This is a genomic window from Spirosoma daeguense (genome assembly GCF_054776875.1).
On the sequence record NZ_BAAHBF010000009.1, the window covers coordinates 204,210 to 227,864 of the forward strand.

Consider the following 23,655-nt stretch of genomic DNA (forward strand, 5'->3'; position numbering starts at 1 on the left):
ATTAAAGGTTCAGGTTGACACCAAATGAAATCAGGGAAGTACGGGGGTAGGAATAGAACGAGTCGATACCCCGGCCTGTAGTTGCATTACGTCCGAGCACTTCAGGATCAAGGCCTGAATACTTGGTGAACGTGAGCAGGTTCTGGCCCTGTACATATACTTTGGCGTTCGTGATTCGCAGAGACTTCGTCAACGATGTTGGCAGGTTATAGCCAATCTGAAGGTTACGCAGCTTCAGGAACGAACCATCTTCAACAAAATAGCTGGAAATACGGGTGTAGTTTCCGTTCGGGTCGCGAACATACGTACCGTCGGTGGCTGTATAACCTACTCTCGGATTGCTGGTTAAGCCTCCGCCATTAAAAAACGACGTTTTGAAAATATCAGGCGTAGTGTTATAGTCTCCAACGAAAAATTGGGTGTAATACCGGTTTCCGTTGTATACATCAACTCCCTGAATTCCCTGAAACAAAGCCGACAGTTCGATTCCTTTCCAGCCCAGATTTACGGTTAGGCCGTAGGTCATTTTAGGCCACGGATTACCAATAAACACTTTGTCGGCGGTGGTGATACGTCCGTCGCCGTTAACATCTTTCAGGTAAAGATCGCCCGCGCCGGTAGCGGCTGCCTGATAGAAAATACCGGTTGTTGAGCCAGCCGATTCCTGCGCTTTTTTGTTCAGCGCAGCTACTTCAGCATCGGTCTGGAAAATACCCTGAACCTGATAGCCATAAAACTGGCTCATGGTTTGCCCTGCCTGTGTACGAGCTACGACGCTTTCGAGGTAATCGCCAGCCGAGCCATCGTTGATCGGGTTGTTATTGGTTCCATCCAGTTGCTTAACCAGGTTCTTGTTGAAAGCGGCATTAAACGCTACGTCGTACGTAAATGCGCCTTTTTTACCCCGGTAATCGATGCCTAACTCAATACCTTTATTACTCATCTGACCAATGTTGGTGAAAACGCTGGTCGATCCGAAACCGGCTGTATTGGCAACAGGCACCTGATAAATCATTCCCTGTGTCTGACGGCTATACCAATCGATGGTGATGTTCAGCGCGTTACGTAGCAAACCTATGTCAAGACCAATATCGGTCTGGAGTACTTCTTCCCAGCGAATGTTCTGGTTTGCCAATTGAGCAGTCAGCGCGTATCCTTTGGTACGTGTACTTCCATCGGCCAGACCCATCGCATTGGTGCCGCCTGTGCCGCCGTACGAGTTTTGATACGTGTATTGCGGAATATTACTGGTACTGCCGAGCTTACCGTAGCTGGCCCGCAGTTTCAGATTCGAGATGGCGGTCAAATTATCACGGATAAACGCTTCTTCGTTTAACTTCCAGCCAATAGACGCCGATGGGAATACCCCGAATTTGTTGGTTGGGCCAAATCGATCAGAACCGTCGCGACGGATGGTAGCCGTAAACAGGTATTTGTTATCGTAGGTGTAGTTGATACGTCCGAATTGAGATAATAGACGTACCTGCGGAAACTCACCACCAGCCGCTACGTAGCTGGATGGAGTTGTTGTCAGACCAAGGTTGTAGGTTTCGTATGGGAAACCCTGCGCCGATGCGTTGAGCGAACTCAGATCAGACTGATAGGCTTCGTAACCAACCATCGCTTTTGCTTCGTGCAGGCCGAAGGTTTTGCCATAGGTCAGTACGAAGTTGGATGTCAGGTTACGTTGATTATTAATTTCACGGCTCAGCATTGCATTGCGGTTGGCTACGATACCGTAATCAAACGCTTCGTTGAAACGCTGGTTTTTAGCATTATAAATAGACGCGCCGAACGTAGAGCGGAAATTCAGGCCGGGAATAATTTCCCAATCGGCGTAGAGGTTTCCTTCTAAAGCAAAGGTCTGGTTCAGAATATGTTGCTGATATTCCTGCGCTACCAAGTTAGGGCCACCAAAAAAGTTGCCTGTTTTGGCCCAGCCACCGTATGGATTGGTTTCGTCATATACGCCAACAACCGGGGCCGAACGGAAGGGATAACTTGTTGTTACGGTCGGATTGCTACGTGTTGTCCAGGCGTAGAGGGTTTCGCCGATTTTGAATTTTTTGTTGATCTTATAATCTGCGTTCGAGCGTATGCCGATCCGGTCGAACCAGTTGTCGAGCATCGTACCACCTTCGCGTTGGTAGTTGGCCGATAGGTAGTAGTTAGTTTTGGCCGAAGCACCTGATAACGAGAGCGAATAGCTTTGCTCAATGCCATTGGTATATAACTGATCCACCCAGTCGTTATCGGGCAACGTATTGGGGTCACCCCAACTGTTGGTGGCTACACCAAACGCTTTTTTTGCGGTGAAGTATTCGGATGTGTTTAATAATTTGTAAAGATTAAGCGGCTTCCGAACACCGTAATAAGCGTTGAAATTGATGTTCATTTTGTCGATACCTGTGCCGCGCTTCGTAGTTACGAGTACTACGCCACCAGCAGCCTGTGCGCCATAAATTGAAGCGGCACTGGCATCTTTCAGAATTTCAATCGATTCGACATCCTGTAAGTTAAAGTTATTGCCCGAACTCATCCGAATGCCGTCAACAATATACAGGGGCGACATACCACCAATCGAACCCAACCCGCGAATCACAATATCGGAACCGCCACCCGGCGAGCCATCGTTACGAGTTACCTGAACACCAGCAGCACGACCTTGTAGGGCTTCGTTAATGCTACGTACAGGAAGGTTTTTCACTTCATCGGCTTTTACCGACGAAATAGCACCGGTTAAGTCAGAACGTTTCTGAGTACCGTAACCGACAACGACGACCTCACTCAGATTCTTAGTGTCGGTAGACAGACTGACGTTTAGCGCTGATTGATTGCCAACCACAACTTCCTGACTTGAGTAGCCTACGAAGCTAAAAACCAGTACGTTGTCGCCCGTGAGTAAGGTCATTCGGAACTGGCCGTTGGCATCACTGGTTGTGCCGCGTGTGGTACCTTTCACAACAATGCTAACACCGGGTAAGGCGTTGCCATTTTCATCGGCCACTTTCCCACTGATGGCCCGGTCGGTTGGCGAATTGCTCGATAACGCTACGTTGCTCAGAAGCGAAATCAGTTGCTGATTCAGAATAATGTGCCGACCTTTTACCTGATACGTTAGCTGGAGAGGAGCTAGCAGTTTATCCAGCACATCGGCCAGCAATTGATTTTCGGCATTTAGCGAAACGTGCGTATTTAGCTGAACCAGCGCCGACCGAAAGGCAAAACGCACATTGGCCTGACGCTCAAGCTGTGACAGAATTGTTCGGGCGGTCTGATTGGTTGTCTGTAAGGTGACTCGCTGCTCTGTCACTTTTTGTGCTTCAACTGGCCGGGCCGTTGCTAGCCCAGCTATGAAAGCCGCGAGTAATAACTGATAGACCGTAAATTTCATAAGGCTGCGCAACAGACTAAGCGGTTGTCGACGTTTTTCCATACTTTTACTTGATTTTTTGCTGTTTAGATTTAGGAATGGGCAAAAATCCCCCTGCTTCATCTCAGATGAAGTTCTCTACGAGGGTGTATTGAAGTCAGTGATGCCGGAATCATCACTGACTTTTTTTGTTACTTAACTCATTGTTTCATAAGTACATTAGAAAAGGTTAGCGGGTTAGTTATAGTCAGGAATAATGTAAAGATTAGCGACAGCCCCGGCTGGAAATAAAAATCTGTCCATCCCGTATCTCATACGTACCGCCAATCGTTTCGGTGGTGATGTCGAGCTGCTCAATCAGGCTTTCGTTCGAAAATGAGAGGTTAACCAGACAGGCTGATAGTTCCTCGGGTTTATAGTGAATTTTTAAGCCATACGTTTTCTCAATGTTTCTGAAGACCGTGGCCACTGGCGCATCTTCGAACACCCGTTCACGGATTATATCAATCGGAAGCAACGTTTTAGAAGGCTGCACCAATGCTTTCGCAAATTGATTTTTAGCCATGCTGAATGTCGTTTGCTGATTGGGCGTGAGAATAACGCCCTGCACCTGACGCAAACCTGCCTGCGGTGATTTCTCAAAATCGGTCTGTTTAAATACCGATACACGTCCGCTACGTACCGTTACGACCACATTCGGCTCGCACTCGAAGGCACGTACCAGAAAGCTTGTTCCCAAAACTTTCGTAACCGTTTGGTTGGCGTAGATCAGAAATGGGCGGTCTGGATTCCGCACTACGTCGAAAAAGGCTTCTCCTTTCAGGAAAACAGTCCGGCTGTTTTGTGTAAACTGTTTCGGATAACTCAGGCGACTTTTAGGCTGTAACGTAACAAGGCTGCCATCGCTCAGTAACACATGAATGGCTTTATTGCTTGTATTTTTTGTTTCCCGCAGCGCAATTGGCACTGTTCGAGTGAGTTGCTTATAATGTGAAAGCTGCTTTTTATCACGCTCTCTAGAATAGAACCACCCGCCCAAACCAAGCAAAAGCAAAACAGAAGCGGCTGCACTCCAGCGAAGCCAGCTTTGTTGCCAAAGTGGAATAACTGGTGTTTCGGCTGCTACGTTGGCATCACGTTGTTCGGCGGCTAGCTGCATCAGCCGATTCTGTTCGCTGATAAGCCGGGTTTCTGTTACGTCGTCCTGATAATAATTGTTCAACGCACGTACCAATTCCTGCGCCTGCCGAACAACCTCAATTCGGTCAGGATTAGTTTGAAGCCATTCCTCCCAGAAAGCCGTTGCTTCTGCCGATGTTCCGCTAGTCCACTGGCGAAACGATTCGTCGAACAGAAAATCTTCGGTACTGTAGGTTCGGTAGTGCATTGGGAGTTACGAAGCAGATTGGTCCGTTTACTCCTATAGTGTATCAGATTGGCGGGCAATACTCAAAGAAATGCAAAATTTTTTTTGAGTATAATACAATTTTGGATTTTAAAACTCTAATTGGCTCAGAATGAGCAGGAATGTATAGAGATGTGGTGACCACAAATGGCGTAATTCTTTTAAGGTACGATGCAGAAGATTGGCTACGCTTTGGCGTTCCATACCTAAAATCTGAGCAATAGCCGCATTATCCAGATTTTGGTAAAAGCGTAGGTAAAGAATTTCGCGTTGACGTTTGGTTAGCGACTCTATTAATCGATTAAGCAACTGCTCTTGAGCTGTATTTGATTCGACGTCAATGATAATTTCTTCTATTGATGCTGTCGATAAAATCTCATCAGAAGTTGATTCATCAAGTTGACAGGAGAGATGTTGATCGCGAACTTTTAACAGCTTATAACGTAGCGATTTCAGGAGATACGCTTTAACAAAAACAGCCTGTCCAACGGTTTCCCGGTGCATCCAAAGTTCCAGAAATAAGTCCTGAATTGTATCCCAGACCAGTTCGGAGTCTGTTGTTAAGCGCAGGCCATAGTTATAGAGGCTACGATAATGTTGCTGAGCCAGTTGACCAAAGGCCAATTCATCTCCAGCTTTAAATCGTTGCCAAAGCTCATGGGCTGGTAAATCCCGATAGTCCGTTGTCGTAGAGTCGTTCAAACGATGTTGGCCTGAGTGCTAATCTTTATAAAGGTAATGAAATAGTATTTTCTATTGATAGAATAGATTAAATATTTGAATCGGGTAGTTTTATAAATTGGATGAGCGTTTCAACGACAGGACTGTTCGGTTCGTTTATGTCTTTAATGGGGCAGGATGGCAGGATTAACGCCGAAGCTATTTACCTTTGTAGCTTGACCGTGCGAAATCCGGTTTGGTTATGACGCATCAACTTATTCTCAAAAAGCCGCTTGCCTTTTTCGACCTCGAAACAACGGGGATCAATACTGCTAAAGATCGGATCATCGATATCTGCATTATGAAAGCGATGCCGGGGGGCGAGGTTATCACTAAAAATCAGCGTGTTAATCCCGGAATGCCTATTCCGCTGGAGTCGAGTCTGATTCATGGTATCTATGACGAAGACGTAAAAGATGCTCAACCATTTAAAGCTGTAGCCCGGACATTGGCGCAGTTTCTGGAAGGTTGCGATCTGGCTGGATTCAATAGTAACCGTTTCGACGTACCGTTACTGGTAGAAGAATTTTTGCGGGCCAATGTTGATTTTGATCTTAAAAACCGACGTCTGGTCGATGCCCAGCGGATTTTTCATCTGATGGAGCCTCGTAATTTATCGGCAGCGTATAAATTTTACTGCAATAAGGAATTGATTGGCGCCCACAATGCCGAGGCCGATACGTTGGCTACGCTCGAAGTGCTAAATTCACAGGTGCAACGCTACGTTGGTATGACGGGCCGCGCTGATAACGGGCAGGACGTAGTGTTCGAAAATGATGTAGATATGCTTCATAGTCTTACAGCCAATTCGAACGTCGATCTGGCTGGGCGAATGATTCTCAACGACAAAGGAGAAGAGGTCTTCAACTTCGGTAAACATAAAGGCCTACCGGTTATCGATGTACTGAAGAAGGAACCGTCTTTTTACGACTGGATACTCAAAGGTGAGTTTCCGCTCGATACAAAGCGCCGACTGACTGAAATTCGACTACGTATGTTTAGCCTGAACGGTACTGTCAAACGTTGATCAACCACGCTACGTTGGCCGATTGATACGGTCGATGTATACACATAAGTTAAGGTGACATAAAAACACCTTTCCACCTATTCCGAATAATCTTTACCTTTGCCCTACTTTCTCTATAACTGGTAAGCCATGCAACCCACGCAGGACATCCTCATTCCGGAAGTCATTCAGCAAATACCGCTCACGTATTATCTGATTCTTAGTACAGCACTTTTTGTAATCGGCATCATTGGTGTACTGACCCGGCGAAATGCTATTGTCATTTTTATGTCGATCGAACTCATGTTGAACGCGGTGAATTTATTGCTTATCGCCTTCTCATCGTATCGTTCTGACTCGGCCGGACAGGTATTCGTTTTTTTCATTATGGCCGTTGCTGCCGCCGAAGTATCGGTTGGGCTGGCTATTATTGTTATGATTTACCGCAATACCCGTTCTATCGATGTGGGCTTGCTCAATAAATTGAAATGGTAAAATAAGCCTACAGTTGATAGTCTGATGGATTTTTGCGTAACCAACCTGAATGACTATTGATTTTGGACTCTTGACTACTGACCGTTGACTATAGATTTGATGAAACTAGAATTACTCTGCGCACTCATTCCGCTCTTACCCCTGATTGGCTTTCTTATCAATGGCCTGGGCTTCCGCCGACTGCCGACTGGTTTAGCGGGCATTGTGGCAACCGGGGCTGTAGTAGCGTCCTTCTTCTTGTCGCTGTCTCTTTTCGGAACATTTCAGGCGGGTCAGGCGGGCAATAGTCAGCCTATTGTTGCTACGCTTTTCGATTGGATTAGCGTGGGTGATTTACACATTAATTTCTCGTTTCAGATTGATCAGCTATCGTTGCTGATGCTACTCGTCGTTACGGGTGTTGGTTCGCTGATTCACCTGTATAGTATTGGCTACATGAGCCACGACGAAGGATTCGGGAAATTTATGGCCTTCCTGAATCTGTTTATCTTCTTCATGCTGCTGCTGGTGATGGGTTCCAACTACGTTATCATGTTTATCGGCTGGGAGGGTGTTGGTTTATGTTCTTACCTGCTCATCGGTTTCTGGAACAAGAATACCAGCTACAATAATGCTGCTCGCAAAGCTTTCGTCATGAACCGTATTGGCGATTTAGGCTTTCTGTTGGGCATATTCATGATTATCAATACGTTCGGTACTGTTGAATATATCGACGTATTTAAACAGGCAACGAGTTTAGCGATTGGTGATAAAACCGTTCTAGCCATTACACTTCTGTTGTTTGTCGGTGCAATGGGTAAATCGGCTCAGATTCCGCTATATACCTGGCTGCCCGACGCTATGGCGGGACCAACTCCAGTTTCAGCGCTGATTCACGCGGCAACGATGGTAACGGCGGGTATTTACATGGTTGTTCGTTCGAACGTATTATATACGCTTTCTCCGCTGACGCTCGAAATAATTGGTTTCATCGCTATTGCAACCGCACTGCTGGCGGCTTCAATCGGTTTGCTACAAAACGACATTAAGAAAGTACTGGCCTATTCAACCGTATCACAATTAGGCTACATGTTCCTTGGTTTGAGCGCTACGGCCTATACGGCTGGTATGTTCCACGTAATGACCCACGCTTTCTTCAAAGCGCTGTTGTTCCTAGGTGCAGGTAGCGTTATTCACGCTATGTCTGACGAGCAGGATATTCGGAAAATGGGTGGTTTACGGAAAGCGTTGCCAATTACGTTCATTACATTCCTGATCGGTACAATTGCCATTTCGGGTTTACCGCCGTTTGCTGGTTTCTTCTCGAAAGATGAAATTCTGGCGCATGTTTTCGAACACAATAAACTCCTATGGGGGTTAGGTCTGCTCGGTTCAGGTTTGACATCGTTCTACATGTTCCGGCTGCTCTTCCTGACTTTCTTCGGCGAATTCCGGGGAACGGAAGACCAGAAACATCACCTGCATGAGTCGCCCCTGACAATGACTTTACCATTGATGGTACTGGCCGTTCTGTCGGCAATTGGTGGAGCGCTTAATTTACCCGGTGGTGGCTGGCTCAGCAACTTTATGGCGCCCTTGTTTGAAGGATCACGTCAGGTGAACGCAGAAGCTTTTGCCGGATCACATCTTTCGCACAGCACAGAATATACGTTGATGGCTGTTTCGGCAGGTGTTGCGCTGGTTGCTCTGATTATTGCTTACGTTATGTATGTAAGTCGTCAGTCAGTACCCGCACCTGATGCTGATGATCGCTCATTGCCAGAACAGGTTATCTACAATAAATACTACGTCGATGAACTTTACGAAGCGATCATTGTCCGTCCAATTCGCGGTCTGGGTGATACGTTGTATAGCTTTGGAGAGGGATTGATCGATGGCATTGTGAATGGCGTAGCGTGGCTGGTTCGGCAAGCTTCGGCTCAGCTTCGGTTAATGCAAAATGGTGCAATCGGCTTTTACGTATTGGCTATGGTTGTCAGTATCGTGCTGATTTTTGCCCTGCGGTTCTTCATTAGATTTTAAGTTAGTCCAATAGATTCACGATACATCGTTAATCGAACGAACATCGTAATTCATAAGTCAGTATATGCTTACACTATTTCTGATTTGTTATCCCATCGTAGCAGCAACGCTGATTTTACTAGTTCGGGGTGAACGTATCAAGCAGGCAGCTTTGGTTGCCGCGTTGGTCGAACTGGCAGCGGCTGGCTCTGCTTTTTTCGGATTTCAGCCCGATGCTACGTCGCAATTTAGTTTCGATTATCCCTGGCTGGCGTCGATGGGAATTCGTTTTAGCGCGGGCATTGATGGTATTAGCGTATTACTGGTACTATTAACGGGCTTACTTGTCCCGTTTATCATTCTTTCTACGTTCAATCGGACATATCCGCGCCCTGCTACGTTCTATGCGCTCATGCTGTATATGCAGGCAGCTCTGATGGGCGTATTTACCGCCCGCGACGGTTTCCTGTTTTATTTATTCTTCGAAGCAGCCCTGATTCCCATCTACTTTCTGGCGGCCATGTGGGGTGGACAAAATCGGGTGACTGTTACGTTCAAGTTCTTTATTTACACAATCTTTGGCAGCTTGTTTATGCTGGTTGCACTGGTGTATTTGTATTACCAGACACCGGCTACGAACGTATCGGCGCACTCAGCGGCAATCGCCGATTTTTATAAGCTTAAACTGACGCCTGAAGCACAGAACTGGGTATTCTGGGCGTTTTTTATTGCCTTTGCTATCAAAATGCCTGTGTTCCCATTCCATACATGGCAGCCTGATACCTATGTAGAATCGCCGACACCGGCTACGATGTTGCTGGCTGGTATTATGCTGAAAATGGGGGTTTATGGCCTGATTCGATTTATTCTTCCGATTGTACCGCTTGGTATGGAAACCTGGGGGAAAACGGCCATTATCCTGTCGGTAATTGGGATTCTATACGGAGCTATTATCGCCATTCGCCAACGCGATATGAAGCGATTGATTGCGTATTCATCGTTTTCGCACGTTGGTCTGATGGCGGCTGGTGTGTTCTCGCAAACCGAAACCGGTATGCAGGGAGCACTTGTGCAAATGCTGGCTCACGGCATCAATGTAGTAGGTATGTTCTTTATCGCCGATGTGATTTTCTCACGTACCAACACCCGCCAGCTCGATCAGCTTGGGGGCATCACCCAGTCTACGCCCAAGCTCACGGTTCTCTTTTTAATTATGCTGTTGGGCAGCGTAGCGTTGCCACTGACTAATGGATTTGTTGGTGAGTTCCTGTTATTACACGGTGTATACACCTACAACCCCTACTTAGGGCTTGCTGCTGGCTTCACGATTATTTTCGGTGCTGTTTACATGCTACGTCTATTTCAGAAAAGCATGTTTGGAGCTACGTCGTCACGTACCGAATCGTTTGCCGACCTGACAACTTCCGAAACCTGGGTGCTGATTCCCTTAGCTGTACTGGTTTTCTGGATTGGTGTTTACCCGCATTCATTTTTGAAACTAACCGAACCCGCTGTCGTCAACCTCATGAAATATGTGGGTACAACGGCAGTATCTATGAAATAAGCCTGTTCGTCAAAAGTGATGGTGTTAATTACGTATTTATATTCGCTATTGGCCGACAACTACTAACTTAAACTATGTTACCAATCATTCTATTATCGGTTTTTGGTATTGGCCTCTTGTTTCTAGGCTTTCTGAAATCAAAAGCGGTTCTGTTACCGGCTACACTCCTCTGCCTGTTGCTGACATTGGTAGTTAATTTCCTAGACTGGAATAAAAGCTACATGTATTTCAACGGCATGATGAAAACCGATAATCTGTCGATGGTTTTTACGGCCATCATCCTCGGTTCGGCATTCATGGTGGTGGCGCTGTCGGGTAGTTTTTCCGAAAACGAAGAATCTCAACCGGCCGAATATTATGGCTTGATGCTGTTTTCGCTGGTTGGTGCCATTATGATGGTAAGCTTCGAGAATTTGATTATGCTATTTGTTGGTGTAGAAATTCTGTCGGTAGCCATGTACGTATTAACGGGTAGCGATAAGCGAAACCTGCGTTCGAATGAAGCCGCGCTGAAGTACTTTTTAATGGGTGCATTTGCCACAGGTATCATGCTGTTTGGGATGGCGCTTTTATATGGTGCAACCGGTTCGTTTACCATTGCCGGTATTGGCGGCTATGCGGCTAACCCACAAATGGGGCTTTCGCTCCTGCTCTACGTAGGTTTTTTAATGCTGCTTATTGGCTTGCTCTTTAAAGTATCGGCTGCCCCATTTCATTTCTGGACTCCTGATGTATATGATGGTGCACCTACCATCTTTACCGCTTTCATGTCGACAGTTGTTAAAACGGCTGGATTTGCTGCGCTGTTTCATCTGCTGTCGGTTTCGTTTAATGGAATCTATTCGTTCTGGTGGACATTGCTGGCGATCATTACCGCTCTTACATTGGTAGCCGGTAATATCACGGCTGTGTATCAGAATAGCTTTAAACGTATGATGGCTTACTCAAGCATTTCACACGCGGGCTATTTACTGATTGGTTTAGCTGCACTCGGTGCTCAGACCAAACAGGCCATTGTGTTGTATTCACTTGCTTATTCTGTTGCAACGATTGCTGCTTTTGGCGTATTGCTGGTCGTATCTCAGCAACGTAGCACGCAAACCATTACGAGTGAAGGTGTCGCTAGTGAGAATTTTGATTCGTTCAATGGTTTAGCGCGTCAGAATCCGTTACTGGGATTTGCCATGACCGTTTCTATGCTATCGCTGGCGGGTATTCCATTGACTGCAGGCTTCTGGGGTAAATTCTATATGTTCTCAACAGCTGTTGAACGTGGTCAGATCTGGTTGCTAATTGTAGCTGTATTGATGTCGACGGTTGGTATTTATTATTACTTCCGGGTAATTATAGCGATGTACTTCCGCGATGGTGCAACTGAGCCTATTCAGGTAGCTCCGTTCTATCGGTACGTACTGTTGGCGGCTACCATATTAACCATCGGTTTAGGTATTGCTCCCGGCTTATTAGAGGGTGTTTTTTAATAATTTTAATGTATTGTTCATCATTCTGATTACGTAAAACACTGGCCTTTGGCACCAATTTTGTATTTTTGACGAGTTATTTTAGAAATATACTGGCCAGATAGCCTTAATTTAGTTTCGTAATTCCGTGAATGTGAGCAGTATACAGCAACCAAAACATAAAGAACTGAAAGATTTCTTTTCGTATTTTCTAACGGCGTTGCTGGGGGCTTCCATCAATTTTGTTAGCCGCATTGTTTATCGACACTATTTTACTATAGATTACGAAACCAGCGTTCTCTGTGGTTATCTAACAGCAACGGTATTAACCTTTATTCCTACAAAGAAATACGCTTTTTCGGCTGGCGATACAGGAAATACAGCTCGTGAAGCCATTAAATTTCTTGCCATCGCACTGGCGGCCCTGATCATACAGGTATACGTATCAAAATATACCCTAGAGTGGGTGGCTACTCCTTTGTTTCCTTCTGCTGCATTGAAAATCTGGCGCGAAACCGGCTCGCACGTAGTGGGTATGGGCGCCAGCTTTATGGCTAACTACTTCGGCCATAAACTACTTACATTCCGCAGCACAGGGTTTTATGACAAAATTCGGTCTCGTTCCTCGAAACAGGAAGAAAAGCAACTGTAGATTGTCTGAGATAAATCCAATTACTAATTGTATTTTTTGAAGCTTTATAGCTCTTTTAGGTCAATTATTGATACCTACTATTGTATTTCTATTTTAGAAACTATATTTGTGTCAAAAACCTAAAATAGCAAATTTTACAAATGAAAAAGGTATTCGCCTTATTGTTCGTTGGTAGCATGCTGACGTTCGCTGCTTGCCAAAGCAAACCTAAAACAGAAGAAACTTCTGCTGACACGACAGCTGTAATGTCGACCGACACTACCACGATGGCAACTGATTCTGCTACAACTGTAGTTGATTCGGCCGCTACGACAGCTGCTGATAGCGCTAAGTAATAGCTTTAAATCGTTAAGATTTCGCAAAAAGCCCTATTTTTATAGGGCTTTTTGCGTTTTACTACGTAGCAAACGTTTTCCTTTTTAGATTGACAGACGTATTTTCAAACTATATACCTGCATCGGCAGCAGACTACAGTCGGCGGTTATGGCAGCAGTATAAATTTACGTTTCGCGTGGTGAAACCGCGTCGAACTCGCTTTGGCGATTTTAGAGTTATGCCGCATGGGCAGACGCAAATCACAGTTAATGCGAACCTGAATCCCTATGCTTTTCTGATTACGTATGTGCATGAAGTGGCTCATGCGGCCGTACATCAGTATTATTGCGATCAATGGCGTAGTAAACAAGTTCGTGTAAGAAGGGAAGCGCCACATGGAAAGAAATGGAAAATAGCCTTTCAGCAACTGATCCAACCACTGTTAACTGAGCACGTATTTCCGGTCGAAATTCTGAAGCCATTGACTCAATATATGGTTAACCCGGCAGCAACCACTTCAGCTCATCCTGATCTGGTACTGGCGCTCAGGAGAATAGACGAAGCGAAAAATGGCACAATCTTGGCAAATCAAATTTTACTGAAAGACTTGCCGGAGGGAAATTCATTTCTGTTTGCAAAAAAGACGTATGTGCGTGGTACGCTACGTCGGACTCGCGTCGTTTGTAAAGAGGTATCGTCAGGAAAATCGTACACAATTCTGGCACACGCATTGGTAGACGTCAATGGATAATGATCAATGGATAATGACTAATGGTTTTCTCCAACGTAATTGGACCAGTTGTTTAGTACTATTCATTCTCAATTGCTTAGTATTCTCCACTACGTACTCGCCGGTTTTGGCTCAATCGGTACTGAAAGAGGGCGTCTGGATTAAAATTGGTGTTACTACATCGGGCGTTTACAAACTTGATCAGGCGCAATTGGTACGGTTGAATCCTGCCTTTGCTAACGCCGATCCGCGAAAAATTCGCCTTTATGGAAATGGCGGGGCCATGTTGCCGCAATCGAATTCTACCGCTCGTGCTAATGATTTAATAGAAAATGCTATTCAGGTTACAGGTGAAACCGATGGCCGATTCGATGCCAGTGATGTGGTTGTGTTTTTTGGTCAAAGTCCACACGTTATTCGATACGACTCCGTAGCGCGCCGATTTGCTCACCAAACCAATGTCTATACCGATACTACGTTCTATTTTCTAACGATTGGTATGTCGTCGGGACTACGTATCGGCGAACGGGCCACTGGCCAACTATCAGGTACGGCAGTTAATACGGCTTTCGACGATTACCAGTTTCATGAGCAGGATATCTCGAAGACACCATCGGTACGCTCCGGTCGCGAATGGCTAGGCGAATATTTGGCTGTCGATACCACCAAAACCATTACGTTCAATACGCCGGGACTGGTTGCTAATGCCCCTATTCGGGTTGTCTCGTCGGTTATGGCGGGGGCGCAGGTTGCAACAAGGTATCGGTTTAACCTGAACGACGTAGCAATCGGGGCAGTAACGATGTCGACTATCTCAAATTATGAGTATGATTATCAGGGCGTAATGCGCACAATCGATACGTTGCTGGCCAGACCTTCAGCTACCAACCCGCTACGTGTTGCTGTCACTTTTCAGAAAAACGGTCAATTGTCGGCGCAGGGATATCTGGATTTTGTTGGCGTTCAGATGCGTCGCGAGCTACGCCAATATGATACATCGACCTGGGTACGTCGGCTTGGCGCAGGTTCCTGTACGGTACGGCAGGCATCGACAGGTTTACGAATTTGGGACGTAACAAATCCACTCACGCCTATTGCGCAGACTTATACGTTGTCGAACACGCAGGAAGCGAGCTGGCAATCGACGCGTATGGCCGACTACTTCCTATTTACAGATTCGCAACTGCTTTCGCCGGTTTCGCTGGTATCTATCGGCAATCAGAATATTCACGCAGAATCGACACCGAATTTATTGATTGTAACCCCGACTGCATGGCGCGAACAGGCAGAACGACTTGCTACGTTCCGGCGCGAACATGACCAGTTATCGGTACTGGTTGTTACAACTCAGCAGCTTTACAATGAATTCGGTTCCGGACAATCTGATTTAACGGCCATACGGGATATGGTACGTTATTTCTACCAGAAACAGCCTGATAAATTACGCTACCTGCTGCTGTTTGGCGATGCTACGTATGACTACCGAAATATTATGGGCATGAGCAATGCGGCTCAGCAAGCTAATATGGTGCCTGTTTACGAAAGTCGGGAATCGTTGCATCCGGTTACAAGCTATTCGTCGGATGATTACTATGGATTCATGGGTGCCAATGAAGGCGAATGGCTGGAGACAACGGCGGGTGATTACCGACTGACGATAGGAGTGGGGAGGTTGCCCGTTAAATCGGTTTCTGAAGCGCAAACGGTAGTCGACAAACTCATTCGGTATAGTTCGGATAAATCAATTGCGGGCGATTGGCAGACTCGTGTGATGCTTGTTGCCGACGATGGCGACGGAAATATTCACCAGCAGGATGCAAATTCGATGGCCAATATTATTGAAACGCAGTCGCCAGCTTATCGGGCCGAACGTATTTTTATGGATGCTTTCCCGCAGGAAAATACGGCCAATGGACAAAAAGCGCCGGTTGTTAATCAACTCATTAATCAGGCTATGACCGACGGGCGGTTGATCATCAACTATAGCGGACATGGGGGTGTACTGGCATTAGCCGACGAACAGGTTGTTACCCTTACGGATATTTTATCCTGGAAAAACCGACGACTTCCGTTGATGGTAACCGCTACGTGCCAATTTGGGAGATATGACGACCCCAACATAAACTCAGGAGCCGAACTTACATTATTGAGCCGAACGGGCGGAGCTATTGCCCTGCTAACAACCACCCGTCCTGTTTATGCAAATACGAATCTGCTATTGAACGAAGCCTTTTATCGTTCGGTGTTTAAGCCGGTCAATGGCCAATTACCACGTTTGGGCGATGTGATGCGACTGACAAAAAATAATAGTCTGGTTGGGTCATTGAATCGGAACTTTGCTCTTTTAGGCGATCCATCAATGCAATTAGCTTATCCGCAGGCAAACATTAAATTAACACAAATAAATGGCCGAAATCTGGTAGGTTCACAACGTATTGATACGTTAAAGGCGCTTCAAACAGTTGAATTATCGGGCGAAATTCAGCAACTAAGTAGCCGTTTAGAAGATTTTACAGGTACGTTACGGTTAACGGTTTATGATAAACCAACAACACGTACTACATTGGGGGTCGAATCGGGTAGTCCTAAAATGACGTATCAGGAGTATGCCAGTCCCTTGTTTACGGGACAGGTAGCTGTTCAACAGGGGCGATTTGTGGTACGTTTTACGATGCCGAAAGATATTAATTATACGGTAGGTCCCGGAAAAATATATACCTATGCAATTCGGGCCGATAGTGCTTTTCAGGCGTTAGGCAGCTATGATAGTCTGCGAATTGGTGGTAGTGTTTTTGTCGATAATGTTGATGCAGAACCACCTAACGTAACGCTTTCGGCGGTTGGGGGTGTGGCAGAGGGCGAAGTAATACGTGTAGTTGGGCCAGACGTAACAATCCGAATGGCTCTTGCTGATAATCGGGGCATCAATATTGCTAGATCAGGGCTTGGGCATGAGCTAACAATTCAGTTGAATGATCAGTCACCAATTATTGTGAATGATCAGTACGTAGCAACTGGCGTAGATGGCCGCGAGGGTGAGGTTCGGTATACATTTCGCAATCTACCCGCCGGTAGATATACGATTCGCGCCAAAGCCTGGGACATTAACAATAATTCGGGTGAGGGTGCGTTGACCATAGTAGTTTCGGAACGACCCGGCCTGACGTTACGTGCTTTTCGGGCAACTCCGAACCCAATCGTTAATCAGGCTGTTTTTACGGCCGAACTAGACCGCTCTGGCGAACCACTCGATTGGACGTGGAGCGTTTACAATCTGAACGGTTTGTTGCTGAAACAACAGACAGGTCAATGTACAGATTGTGATACGTCGGTAGAATTAGGCACCTGGAATGGGTTGACTCATAGTGGCCAACTAATGCCGAACGGATTGTATATTGTTCGATTGCAGATTCATTCGGCAACCGACGGTACAACCGCAACTGGGGCAGGTCGAGTAATACTAATGAAATGATTTGCAGGGTTATTAAACCCTTTTTTTCTAATCCAACGATTCGTCGTAATTTTGAGCGCACACGATTGCCACACGCACATCAACCCGTTGTCGTCGTTGACCAACATTCTTTGTATGAAGCACAATATTTCCCGTGTTCTTCTCGGTATCAGTAGTATTCTCCCTTTGTTCGCAACAGCCCAGTCGAATGTCAATCTGAATGGTGGCCTGAATGTACCTACATCTGCGGTTCCGTTTCTGAATTTCTCGCCCGATGCCCGTTCTGGTGCACTGGGTGATGCAGGCGTTGCGCTTGGCGATGCAGATGCCAACTCGATTTACTGGAATCCGTCGAAGCTGGTTTTTGCTAAACAAAGCAAAGGTGCATCGATTTCCTACACGCCCTGGTTACGGAACCTTATCGGCGATATGTATTATACCTACCTAAGCGGATACTCCAAACTCGGTAAGAATTCTGTTGTAGGTGGGTCGCTAATGTATTTCGATCTGGGTACAGTTGATTTTACGACCGCAAATGGTGTTGCAGCCGGTACGTTCAATTCCCGCGAATATGCAATTACGGCTACGTTTGCGCAGCGATTATCGCAAAATTTTTCGCTGGCAGTCGATTTAAAATACCTCAATTCCAATCTGGCAGCAGGAGCAACTACTGGTGGTTTGAAGCCCGGCGGTACGGCTGCTGCTGATATAAGTGTATTTTATAAGAATGAATTCCGCGATAATTCGACAGGAAAAGGGGTAGGTTGGGCGTTTGGTGGTATGATCTCTAATCTGGGTGGACGTATTAACTATGGCGGAAATGAACGCTATTTTATTCCAACCAACTTACGTATCGGTACCAGTCTGACATTGTTTGCTGATCAATATAACAAGTTCAACTTCGTTGTTGATGCTAACAAATTAATGGTACCAACGCCCGATATTCGTGTAGTAAATGGCGTAATAACCAACGTGAATGCCAACAAAAACTACTTCAGTTCGGTGTTTGGCTCGTTTGCCGATGCACCCGGCGGTTTCAGCGAAGAATTAAGAGAAGTTACGCTGTCGACTGGTATCGAATATTGGTACAACGACCAGTTTGCTGCCCGTGTCGGTTATTTTAACGAATCGAACGCTAAAGGTGGTCGCAAATACGTAACAACGGGTATTGGGCTCCGTTTGCAAAATCGCTTTGGCGTTGATTTCTCCTACCTGATCCCGATCAAACAAGGCAACCCGCTTTCTGATACGTTCCGTATCTCATTACTCATAAACTTCAATAAAGGGGACGACGTCATTGGAGACGACGACTCCGTGGATGATTCAAACTAAAGAGCGAAAGAATGAATGAGCGAAAGAGCGAATAGAACTGGTTAAGTCTAGTTTGTTCGCTCTTTCGCTCATTCATTCTTTCGCTCTTTTATGCTTTTTACATGACTCTCGATAGAACACAAGCACCCGCATTTCAGGCTATTCAGGAAGTGCGGCTTCCCGCTATTCAGCAACATTCGTTAGATAATGGGTTGCCATTATATTTGATTTCGGTTAAACAACAGCCCGTACTTCGGCTGGAGTGTGTAGTTGATGCCGGTACGTGGGTTGAGCAAATCGTTACGCCCGACCAGCCTAGCACCGCTTTTTTTGCCATGAAAATGCTGGCCGATGGTACATCGTCGCGTACATCGGCTCAGATTAGTGAATACTTCGACCGTTACGGGGCTTTTCTGGAATTGAATACCGGTCCAGACCGGGCCAGTTTAGTGGTTTACTGCCTGACCAAGTTTTTGCCGAACGTATTACCGCTCATTCGGGAGCTACTGACTGAGCCTACGTTTCCACAGAAAGAACTGGAAGATCTGCGAAACATTACATTACAGAATTTACGTATCAACTTCGAAAAGAATGCGTATCTGGCGGGCGTACTGTTTCGGGAAAAAATATTCGGCCCAACACATCCCTATGGGCGTAGTCAGCGCCCTGAAGTAATAGCGCAATTACCGCGTGAAGCAGTTGTACGTTTCTACGATCAGGCCATCAAAAACCGACCTTTCCGGGTTATTATGGCCGGAGAGGTATCTGAAAATGAAGTTCTGCTTGTGAATCGCGAATTAGGGCAGTTGCCCATAAATAACGAACCGCTTCCAGTCGCTTCCGAGTTAGCCTTGCCCGATGATGCCTCGCCCGTATTATCCGAAAAAGCTGATAGCATTCAATCGTCGATTCGCTTAGGGCGACGATTATTTACCCGTGTTCATCCTGATTTCTTCAAGATGCTGGTGACCAACGAAGTACTTGGTGGTTATTTTGGCTCTCGTCTGATGAAAAACATCCGGGAAGAAAAGGGCTTTACGTATGGTATCTCATCAAATATGCCATCCTTTCGTCGCGAAGGTTATTTTCTGATTGGTACCGATGTGAACAAGGAAAATACCCAGCAAACCCTCGATGAGATTCACAAAGAGATACGAATTCTGCAAACTCAGCCGGTACTTGCCGACGAACTGGACGTAGTGAAAAACTATATGGCAGGTGAATTTGTCGGTTCCTTAAATACACCTTTCGAGATAGCCGACCGCTATAAAGTTATTTTACTCGATGGTATGCCTGCCGATTTTCTGACAACGTATATCGAAAAAATACGGGCTGTTACGTCCAATGATATAATGGAAATTGCGAACCGATATTTATCGACTGAGCAGTTGCAAGAAGTAGTCGTTGGCGGAAAATAAGGTAAAACCTATACAAATTAGTACCAGAACAAGTGGTTTTGCCAACCATATGGGTTGGTCGTGTAGTAACAATCGCTTAATTTTGGGGTTACATACCTTTAACAAGGGCATTCGTTTTGCTTATCATTGTCAGTATTTAATTAAAGAGAGTACTAAAAGTTAGTAATGAATATCTTTCTTATCTGTATTGTAACAGTAGTAGCGTATTTGCTAGGCTCGATACCCACGGCAGTTTGGTATGGACAGGGCTTCTTTGGCATCGACATTCGTAAGTTTGGTAGTGGAAATGCAGGAGCTACTAACACCTTTCGGGTATTAGGCAAACGGGCTGGCACTATTGTCATGCTGGTTGATGTCCTGAAAGGATATACGGCTTCTAGTCTGTCGCCACTGCTTTGGTATGCTGATGTAATTACAGAAAAAGAAATTCTGACATTTAAAATCGTGTTTGGCATAGTAGCCGTAATCGGCCATTTATACCCCATATTCGCTGATTTCAAAGGCGGAAAAGGCGTAGCTTCGTTGCTGGGTATGATGCTGGCTACCCATCCAGAAATGGCGGCTGTGTGTATCGGTATTTTCCTGCTGGTGGTTATTGCATCGCAATACGTATCGCTTGGCTCAATTATGGCTGCGCTCGCTTTTCCTGTGTTACTACTGCTGCAAATTTTTGGTGAGAAAGAGAATCCATTATTGATTGTATTGGGCTTTGCCGTCTTCCTGCTGGTAGTGATAACACATCAGAAAAATATCGGTCGACTGCTACGTGGACAGGAAAATCGCACCGTGCTGATTCGCTTCCGTAAAAAGCCTTAGGCTAAGAAACAATATACTACAATAGAAGGAAGCCCCGGCGTTGCGCGAAAAGTGCGTAACTTCGGGGCAAAATTTTTAACAGTCATCCGTTATCAGGGACTATAAAACCAGTTAACGAAGGGTGATTAATCAACAATTTTGCTTTGATGACTACCTATCTCGAAACCAACAAACAGCGATTTTTAGATGAACTGCTCGACCTGTTACGGATTCCGTCCGTTTCGGCTGACTCCAAATTTAAGGACGATGTGCGCCGAACGGCTGAGTTTGTCAGAGATAAACTGACGGCAGCGGGTTTAGATGAAGCGCAACTGTTCGAAACCAAAGGCCATCCGATTGTGTATGCCGAGAAGATTGTTGATGCGGCTAAACCAACGGTGTTAGTATACGGACATTACGATGTTCAACCGGCCGATCCTTACGAACTTTGGGATTCTCCCCCGTTTGAACCGACCATACGTAACGAGCGGATTTATGCACGGGGTGCGTGCGACGATAAAGGTCAGTTTTATATGCACATCAAAGCCATTGAAGCTATGGTGGCTACAGATGGATTGCCCTGCAACGTAAAGGTGATGATTGAGGGTGAGGAAGAAGTTGGTTCAGATAATCTTGGCGTTTTTGTCCGTGAACACCGCGATTTGCTAAAGGCCGATGTCATTCTGATTTCAGATACCAGCATTATTTCGAACGAAACGCCTTCTATTGAAACAGGACTTCGTGGACTTTCTTACGTAGAGGTTCAGGTAACAGGTCCTAACCGTGATTTACATTCGGGCGTTTATGGCGGTGGCGTAGCGAATCCGGTTAACGTACTGTGCGAAATGATTGCATCGCTTCACGACGAAAACGGACGTATCACCATCCCCGGTTTTTACGATAACGTAGCGGATTTAAGCGATGCAGAACGGGCCGAGCTGGCAAAAGCACCGTTTGATCTGGACGAATATAAACGTGATCTGGGTATAAACGACGTAGCGGGTGAAACAGGTTACTCAACCAACGAATGCACATCCATCCGGCCAACCCTGGATGTAAACGGTATCTGGGGCGGTTACACGGGCGAAGGAGCTAAAACAGTGTTACCCTCGAAAGCGTCGGCTAAAATCAGTATGCGACTGGTGCCGAACCAAACGCCTGACGAAATCACGGAACTATTTACAAAACATTTTACCGCTATTGCACCAGCCGGTGTACAGGTTAAAGTAACGCCCCACCACGGCGGTATGCCCTACGTAACGCCTGTAGATTCGATAGAATTTGAAGCTGCCAGCAAAGCTTTTGAAGAGGCCTGGGGTAAGAAACCAATTCCAACGCGGGGCGGGGGAAGTATTCCAATTACGGCTTTGTTTGAGGAAGAGTTGGGTATTAAATCAATTCTGATGGGTTTTGGCCTAGATAGCGACGCGCTGCACTCGCCCAACGAAAGCTACGGCCTGTTTAATTTTTACAAAGGCATCGAAACTATTCCCTATTTCTATAAACATTACGCAGCCCTGAAAAGCTAGTTTCAGAAGTTATTGCGCAGGCTTGTATCCATATGAAAAAAACGCTTTTGTTTCTTCTGCTAAGCTGTTGCCTCACCATTGCGGCTTCTGCTCAGCAAACCCGCGTATTGACTCCCGCTGAGCAGCGGCAGAAAGAAAAAATAGAAAAAGAGATTCAGCGCGAACGACAAATTCGGGCCGAGTGGCTGCAAAAACAACGGGAGTACGAAGCTAAACAAGCCGAGAAAGAACGGCAGCGGCAGGCTAAAAAAGCGGAAAAAGAACGGGGAGCCGATAAATCGGTACCTACCGTAGCCCCACAAACCCCAGCCCCGGCACCCGCTACGACTACTGCCCCGACTCCAATTGATCCCTCCCCTGCAACCACAACTCCAGTGGTGACGGAACCAACTCGTAAAGAGAAACGGGAAAAGCGTAAAAAGGAAACATCTGTAGAACCAACTCCGGCGGCAACCGAAGCGCCCGTATCGGCAACGACAACTCCGGAGCCTGCTCCTGTGGAAGCACCCAAAACGGTTAAGCCAGAGAAAGTTAAGCCAGAAAAAGTGAAGCGGGAGCGCACACCACGTAACGTTCCGAAACCAGATTCGGTAGCCGTGACATCAAACACTACGTCTGAACCTGCTTCTATTCAGCCACGAAAGGAGTTTTTGCCGAAAGGCCATTTATTTGAGCCCATCTTGCTCGACCCGCTGGAAGCTCAGACATACGGAAGCGTATTACCCGGCTACTGGACCGAAGGGAAAAAATATCCCGGAAGCATTGTTCCATTTGCATTTGGTTTCGCCAAGCCTTTCTATCGCCGGACCACCGAACCGGGACGAGCGGAAGAGTGGGTGCTCGATTTAGCGTCGTTTACCCAATTTGAGGCTTATTATGACTATAGAGTCAACAAGGCTCGGCGAACAATTATGAATAATGATTACAAAATCAGTATTATTTATAACGTTCGTCGGGGCGATAACAATTACCGATTCCGGGTCTATCATATTTCCTCACATTTGGGCGACGATTACATTTATCGGAATCAGATTACGGCACCTACGCCTAACTCAGTCAACTATGAATTGCTGGACGTAACGTACAGCCGGAACGTAACAAACTGGCGGCTATACGGGGGGGCAGGTATCGTACTCCGTAAATCAGAAGAACGCAAACTGCTGAGCGCACAACTGGGGGCTTTCTATAAAAAGCCATCTGCCAAAGCTGCGCGGCTCGTTGGCGGTGTCGATGTTAAATTCTGGCAACAGACCGATTTTCGACCAGGTATTCATGGCGGTATTGGTATTGAGTTAGGCAAAACGCAAAATAACCTGACGTTTCTACTCGAAGGTTATTCAGGCTTCCGCCCGTACAGTCAGTACGAAAATCAGCAAACATCCTGGATTGGTTTCGGTCTGTATCTGAACCCGTTTTGATAGAGTATGTAT

17 protein-coding genes are annotated in these 23,655 nt (G+C 46.1%); 14 read left to right on the top strand and 3 right to left on the bottom strand.

Going from position 1 to position 23,655, the window contains the following annotated elements:
* Position 1 precedes the first annotated feature (1 nt).
* From ACYVD4_RS26880 to ACYVD4_RS26890, 3 genes are all read right to left on the bottom strand, one after another.
* Positions 2 to 3,436: a TonB-dependent receptor gene (locus ACYVD4_RS26880; RefSeq protein WP_460950948.1), complete on the bottom strand. Its 3,435-nt coding sequence runs from the start codon at positions 3,434 to 3,436 to the stop codon at positions 2 to 4.
* 202 nt (positions 3,437 to 3,638) lie between these two features.
* The gene (locus ACYVD4_RS26885; RefSeq protein WP_460950950.1) at positions 3,639 to 4,760 is read right to left on the bottom strand and encodes a FecR family protein; all 1,122 of its coding nucleotides are present in this window, start codon (positions 4,758 to 4,760) and stop codon (positions 3,639 to 3,641) included.
* Between the two features lie 108 nt (positions 4,761 to 4,868).
* Positions 4,869 to 5,480, bottom strand: coding sequence for an RNA polymerase sigma factor (locus ACYVD4_RS26890; protein ID WP_460950952.1), 612 nt, complete (start codon positions 5,478 to 5,480; stop codon positions 4,869 to 4,871).
* A gap of 220 nt (positions 5,481 to 5,700) precedes the next feature.
* Between ACYVD4_RS26890 and ACYVD4_RS26895 the strand changes: the two genes are divergently transcribed.
* The 14 genes from ACYVD4_RS26895 (at position 5,701) to ACYVD4_RS26960 (ending at position 23,643) form a co-directional block, all read left to right on the top strand.
* A complete protein-coding gene (locus tag ACYVD4_RS26895) occupies positions 5,701 to 6,525 on the top strand; it encodes an exonuclease domain-containing protein (RefSeq protein WP_460950954.1) in 825 nt (274 codons plus the stop codon).
* A gap of 129 nt (positions 6,526 to 6,654) precedes the next feature.
* Entirely contained in the window at positions 6,655 to 6,999 is a 345-nt protein-coding gene (gene nuoK, locus ACYVD4_RS26900; protein ID WP_460950956.1) for an NADH-quinone oxidoreductase subunit NuoK, read from the top strand.
* A 99-nt stretch (positions 7,000 to 7,098) separates the two neighbouring features.
* Entirely contained in the window at positions 7,099 to 9,021 is a 1,923-nt protein-coding gene (gene nuoL, locus ACYVD4_RS26905; RefSeq protein ID WP_460950958.1) for an NADH-quinone oxidoreductase subunit L, read from the top strand.
* 64 nt (positions 9,022 to 9,085) lie between these two features.
* The gene (locus tag ACYVD4_RS26910; protein ID WP_460950959.1) at positions 9,086 to 10,564 is read left to right on the top strand and encodes a complex I subunit 4 family protein; all 1,479 of its coding nucleotides are present in this window, start codon (positions 9,086 to 9,088) and stop codon (positions 10,562 to 10,564) included.
* 74 nt (positions 10,565 to 10,638) lie between these two features.
* On the top strand, positions 10,639 to 12,045 hold the full coding sequence (locus ACYVD4_RS26915; protein ID WP_460950960.1) for an NADH-quinone oxidoreductase subunit N: 1,407 nt from the start codon (positions 10,639 to 10,641) through the stop codon (positions 12,043 to 12,045).
* A gap of 127 nt (positions 12,046 to 12,172) precedes the next feature.
* Entirely contained in the window at positions 12,173 to 12,676 is a 504-nt protein-coding gene (locus ACYVD4_RS26920; protein ID WP_460950962.1) for a GtrA family protein, read from the top strand.
* Between the two features lie 140 nt (positions 12,677 to 12,816).
* The gene (locus ACYVD4_RS26925) at positions 12,817 to 13,011 is read left to right on the top strand and encodes a PG1828 family lipoprotein (RefSeq protein ID WP_460950964.1); all 195 of its coding nucleotides are present in this window, start codon (positions 12,817 to 12,819) and stop codon (positions 13,009 to 13,011) included.
* Between the two features lie 89 nt (positions 13,012 to 13,100).
* Positions 13,101 to 13,742, top strand: a complete 642-nt coding sequence (locus ACYVD4_RS26930) for a sprT domain-containing protein (protein ID WP_460950965.1) — start codon at positions 13,101 to 13,103, stop codon at positions 13,740 to 13,742.
* Between the two features lie 106 nt (positions 13,743 to 13,848).
* Positions 13,849 to 17,193 carry a type IX secretion system sortase PorU gene (gene porU, locus ACYVD4_RS26935; protein WP_460950967.1) on the top strand — a complete coding sequence of 1,115 codons (3,345 nt, stop codon included), beginning with the start codon at positions 13,849 to 13,851 and terminating at the stop codon, positions 17,191 to 17,193.
* A 114-nt stretch (positions 17,194 to 17,307) separates the two neighbouring features.
* A complete protein-coding gene (gene porV / locus ACYVD4_RS26940; RefSeq protein ID WP_460950968.1) occupies positions 17,308 to 18,504 on the top strand; it encodes a type IX secretion system outer membrane channel protein PorV in 1,197 nt (398 codons plus the stop codon).
* A 101-nt stretch (positions 18,505 to 18,605) separates the two neighbouring features.
* Complete coding sequence (locus ACYVD4_RS26945; RefSeq protein ID WP_460950969.1) at positions 18,606 to 19,901, top strand: M16 family metallopeptidase; 1,296 nt, start codon at positions 18,606 to 18,608, stop codon at positions 19,899 to 19,901.
* A 165-nt stretch (positions 19,902 to 20,066) separates the two neighbouring features.
* Entirely contained in the window at positions 20,067 to 20,717 is a 651-nt protein-coding gene (gene plsY, locus ACYVD4_RS26950; protein ID WP_460950971.1) for a glycerol-3-phosphate 1-O-acyltransferase PlsY, read from the top strand.
* Positions 20,718 to 20,863: 146 nt separating this feature from the next.
* Complete coding sequence (locus ACYVD4_RS26955; protein WP_460950973.1) at positions 20,864 to 22,225, top strand: dipeptidase; 1,362 nt, start codon at positions 20,864 to 20,866, stop codon at positions 22,223 to 22,225.
* 32 nt (positions 22,226 to 22,257) lie between these two features.
* On the top strand, positions 22,258 to 23,643 hold the full coding sequence (locus tag ACYVD4_RS26960) for a DUF1207 domain-containing protein (protein ID WP_460950974.1): 1,386 nt from the start codon (positions 22,258 to 22,260) through the stop codon (positions 23,641 to 23,643).
* The last annotated feature ends 12 nt before the right edge of the window (positions 23,644 to 23,655 follow it).

Excerpts from the sequence above, each read along its gene's own strand:
- ACYVD4_RS26880 (WP_460950948.1), bottom strand. The coding sequence starts at position 3,436 with ATGGAAAAACGTCGACAACCGCTTAGTCTGTTGCGCAGCCTTATGAAA.
- ACYVD4_RS26885 (WP_460950950.1), bottom strand. The coding sequence starts at position 4,760 with ATGCACTACCGAACCTACAGTACCGAAGATTTTCTGTTCGACGAATCG.
- ACYVD4_RS26895 (WP_460950954.1), top strand. The coding sequence starts at position 5,701 with ATGACGCATCAACTTATTCTCAAAAAGCCGCTTGCCTTTTTCGACCTC.
- nuoK (WP_460950956.1), top strand. The coding sequence starts at position 6,655 with ATGCAACCCACGCAGGACATCCTCATTCCGGAAGTCATTCAGCAAATA.
- nuoL (WP_460950958.1), top strand. The coding sequence starts at position 7,099 with ATGAAACTAGAATTACTCTGCGCACTCATTCCGCTCTTACCCCTGATT.
- ACYVD4_RS26910 (WP_460950959.1), top strand. The coding sequence starts at position 9,086 with ATGCTTACACTATTTCTGATTTGTTATCCCATCGTAGCAGCAACGCTG.
- ACYVD4_RS26915 (WP_460950960.1), top strand. The coding sequence starts at position 10,639 with ATGTTACCAATCATTCTATTATCGGTTTTTGGTATTGGCCTCTTGTTT.
- ACYVD4_RS26925 (WP_460950964.1), top strand. The coding sequence starts at position 12,817 with ATGAAAAAGGTATTCGCCTTATTGTTCGTTGGTAGCATGCTGACGTTC.
- porV (WP_460950968.1), top strand. The coding sequence starts at position 17,308 with ATGAAGCACAATATTTCCCGTGTTCTTCTCGGTATCAGTAGTATTCTC.
- ACYVD4_RS26945 (WP_460950969.1), top strand. The coding sequence starts at position 18,606 with ATGACTCTCGATAGAACACAAGCACCCGCATTTCAGGCTATTCAGGAA.
- plsY (WP_460950971.1), top strand. The coding sequence starts at position 20,067 with ATGAATATCTTTCTTATCTGTATTGTAACAGTAGTAGCGTATTTGCTA.
- ACYVD4_RS26955 (WP_460950973.1), top strand. The coding sequence starts at position 20,864 with ATGACTACCTATCTCGAAACCAACAAACAGCGATTTTTAGATGAACTG.
- ACYVD4_RS26960 (WP_460950974.1), top strand. The coding sequence starts at position 22,258 with ATGAAAAAAACGCTTTTGTTTCTTCTGCTAAGCTGTTGCCTCACCATT.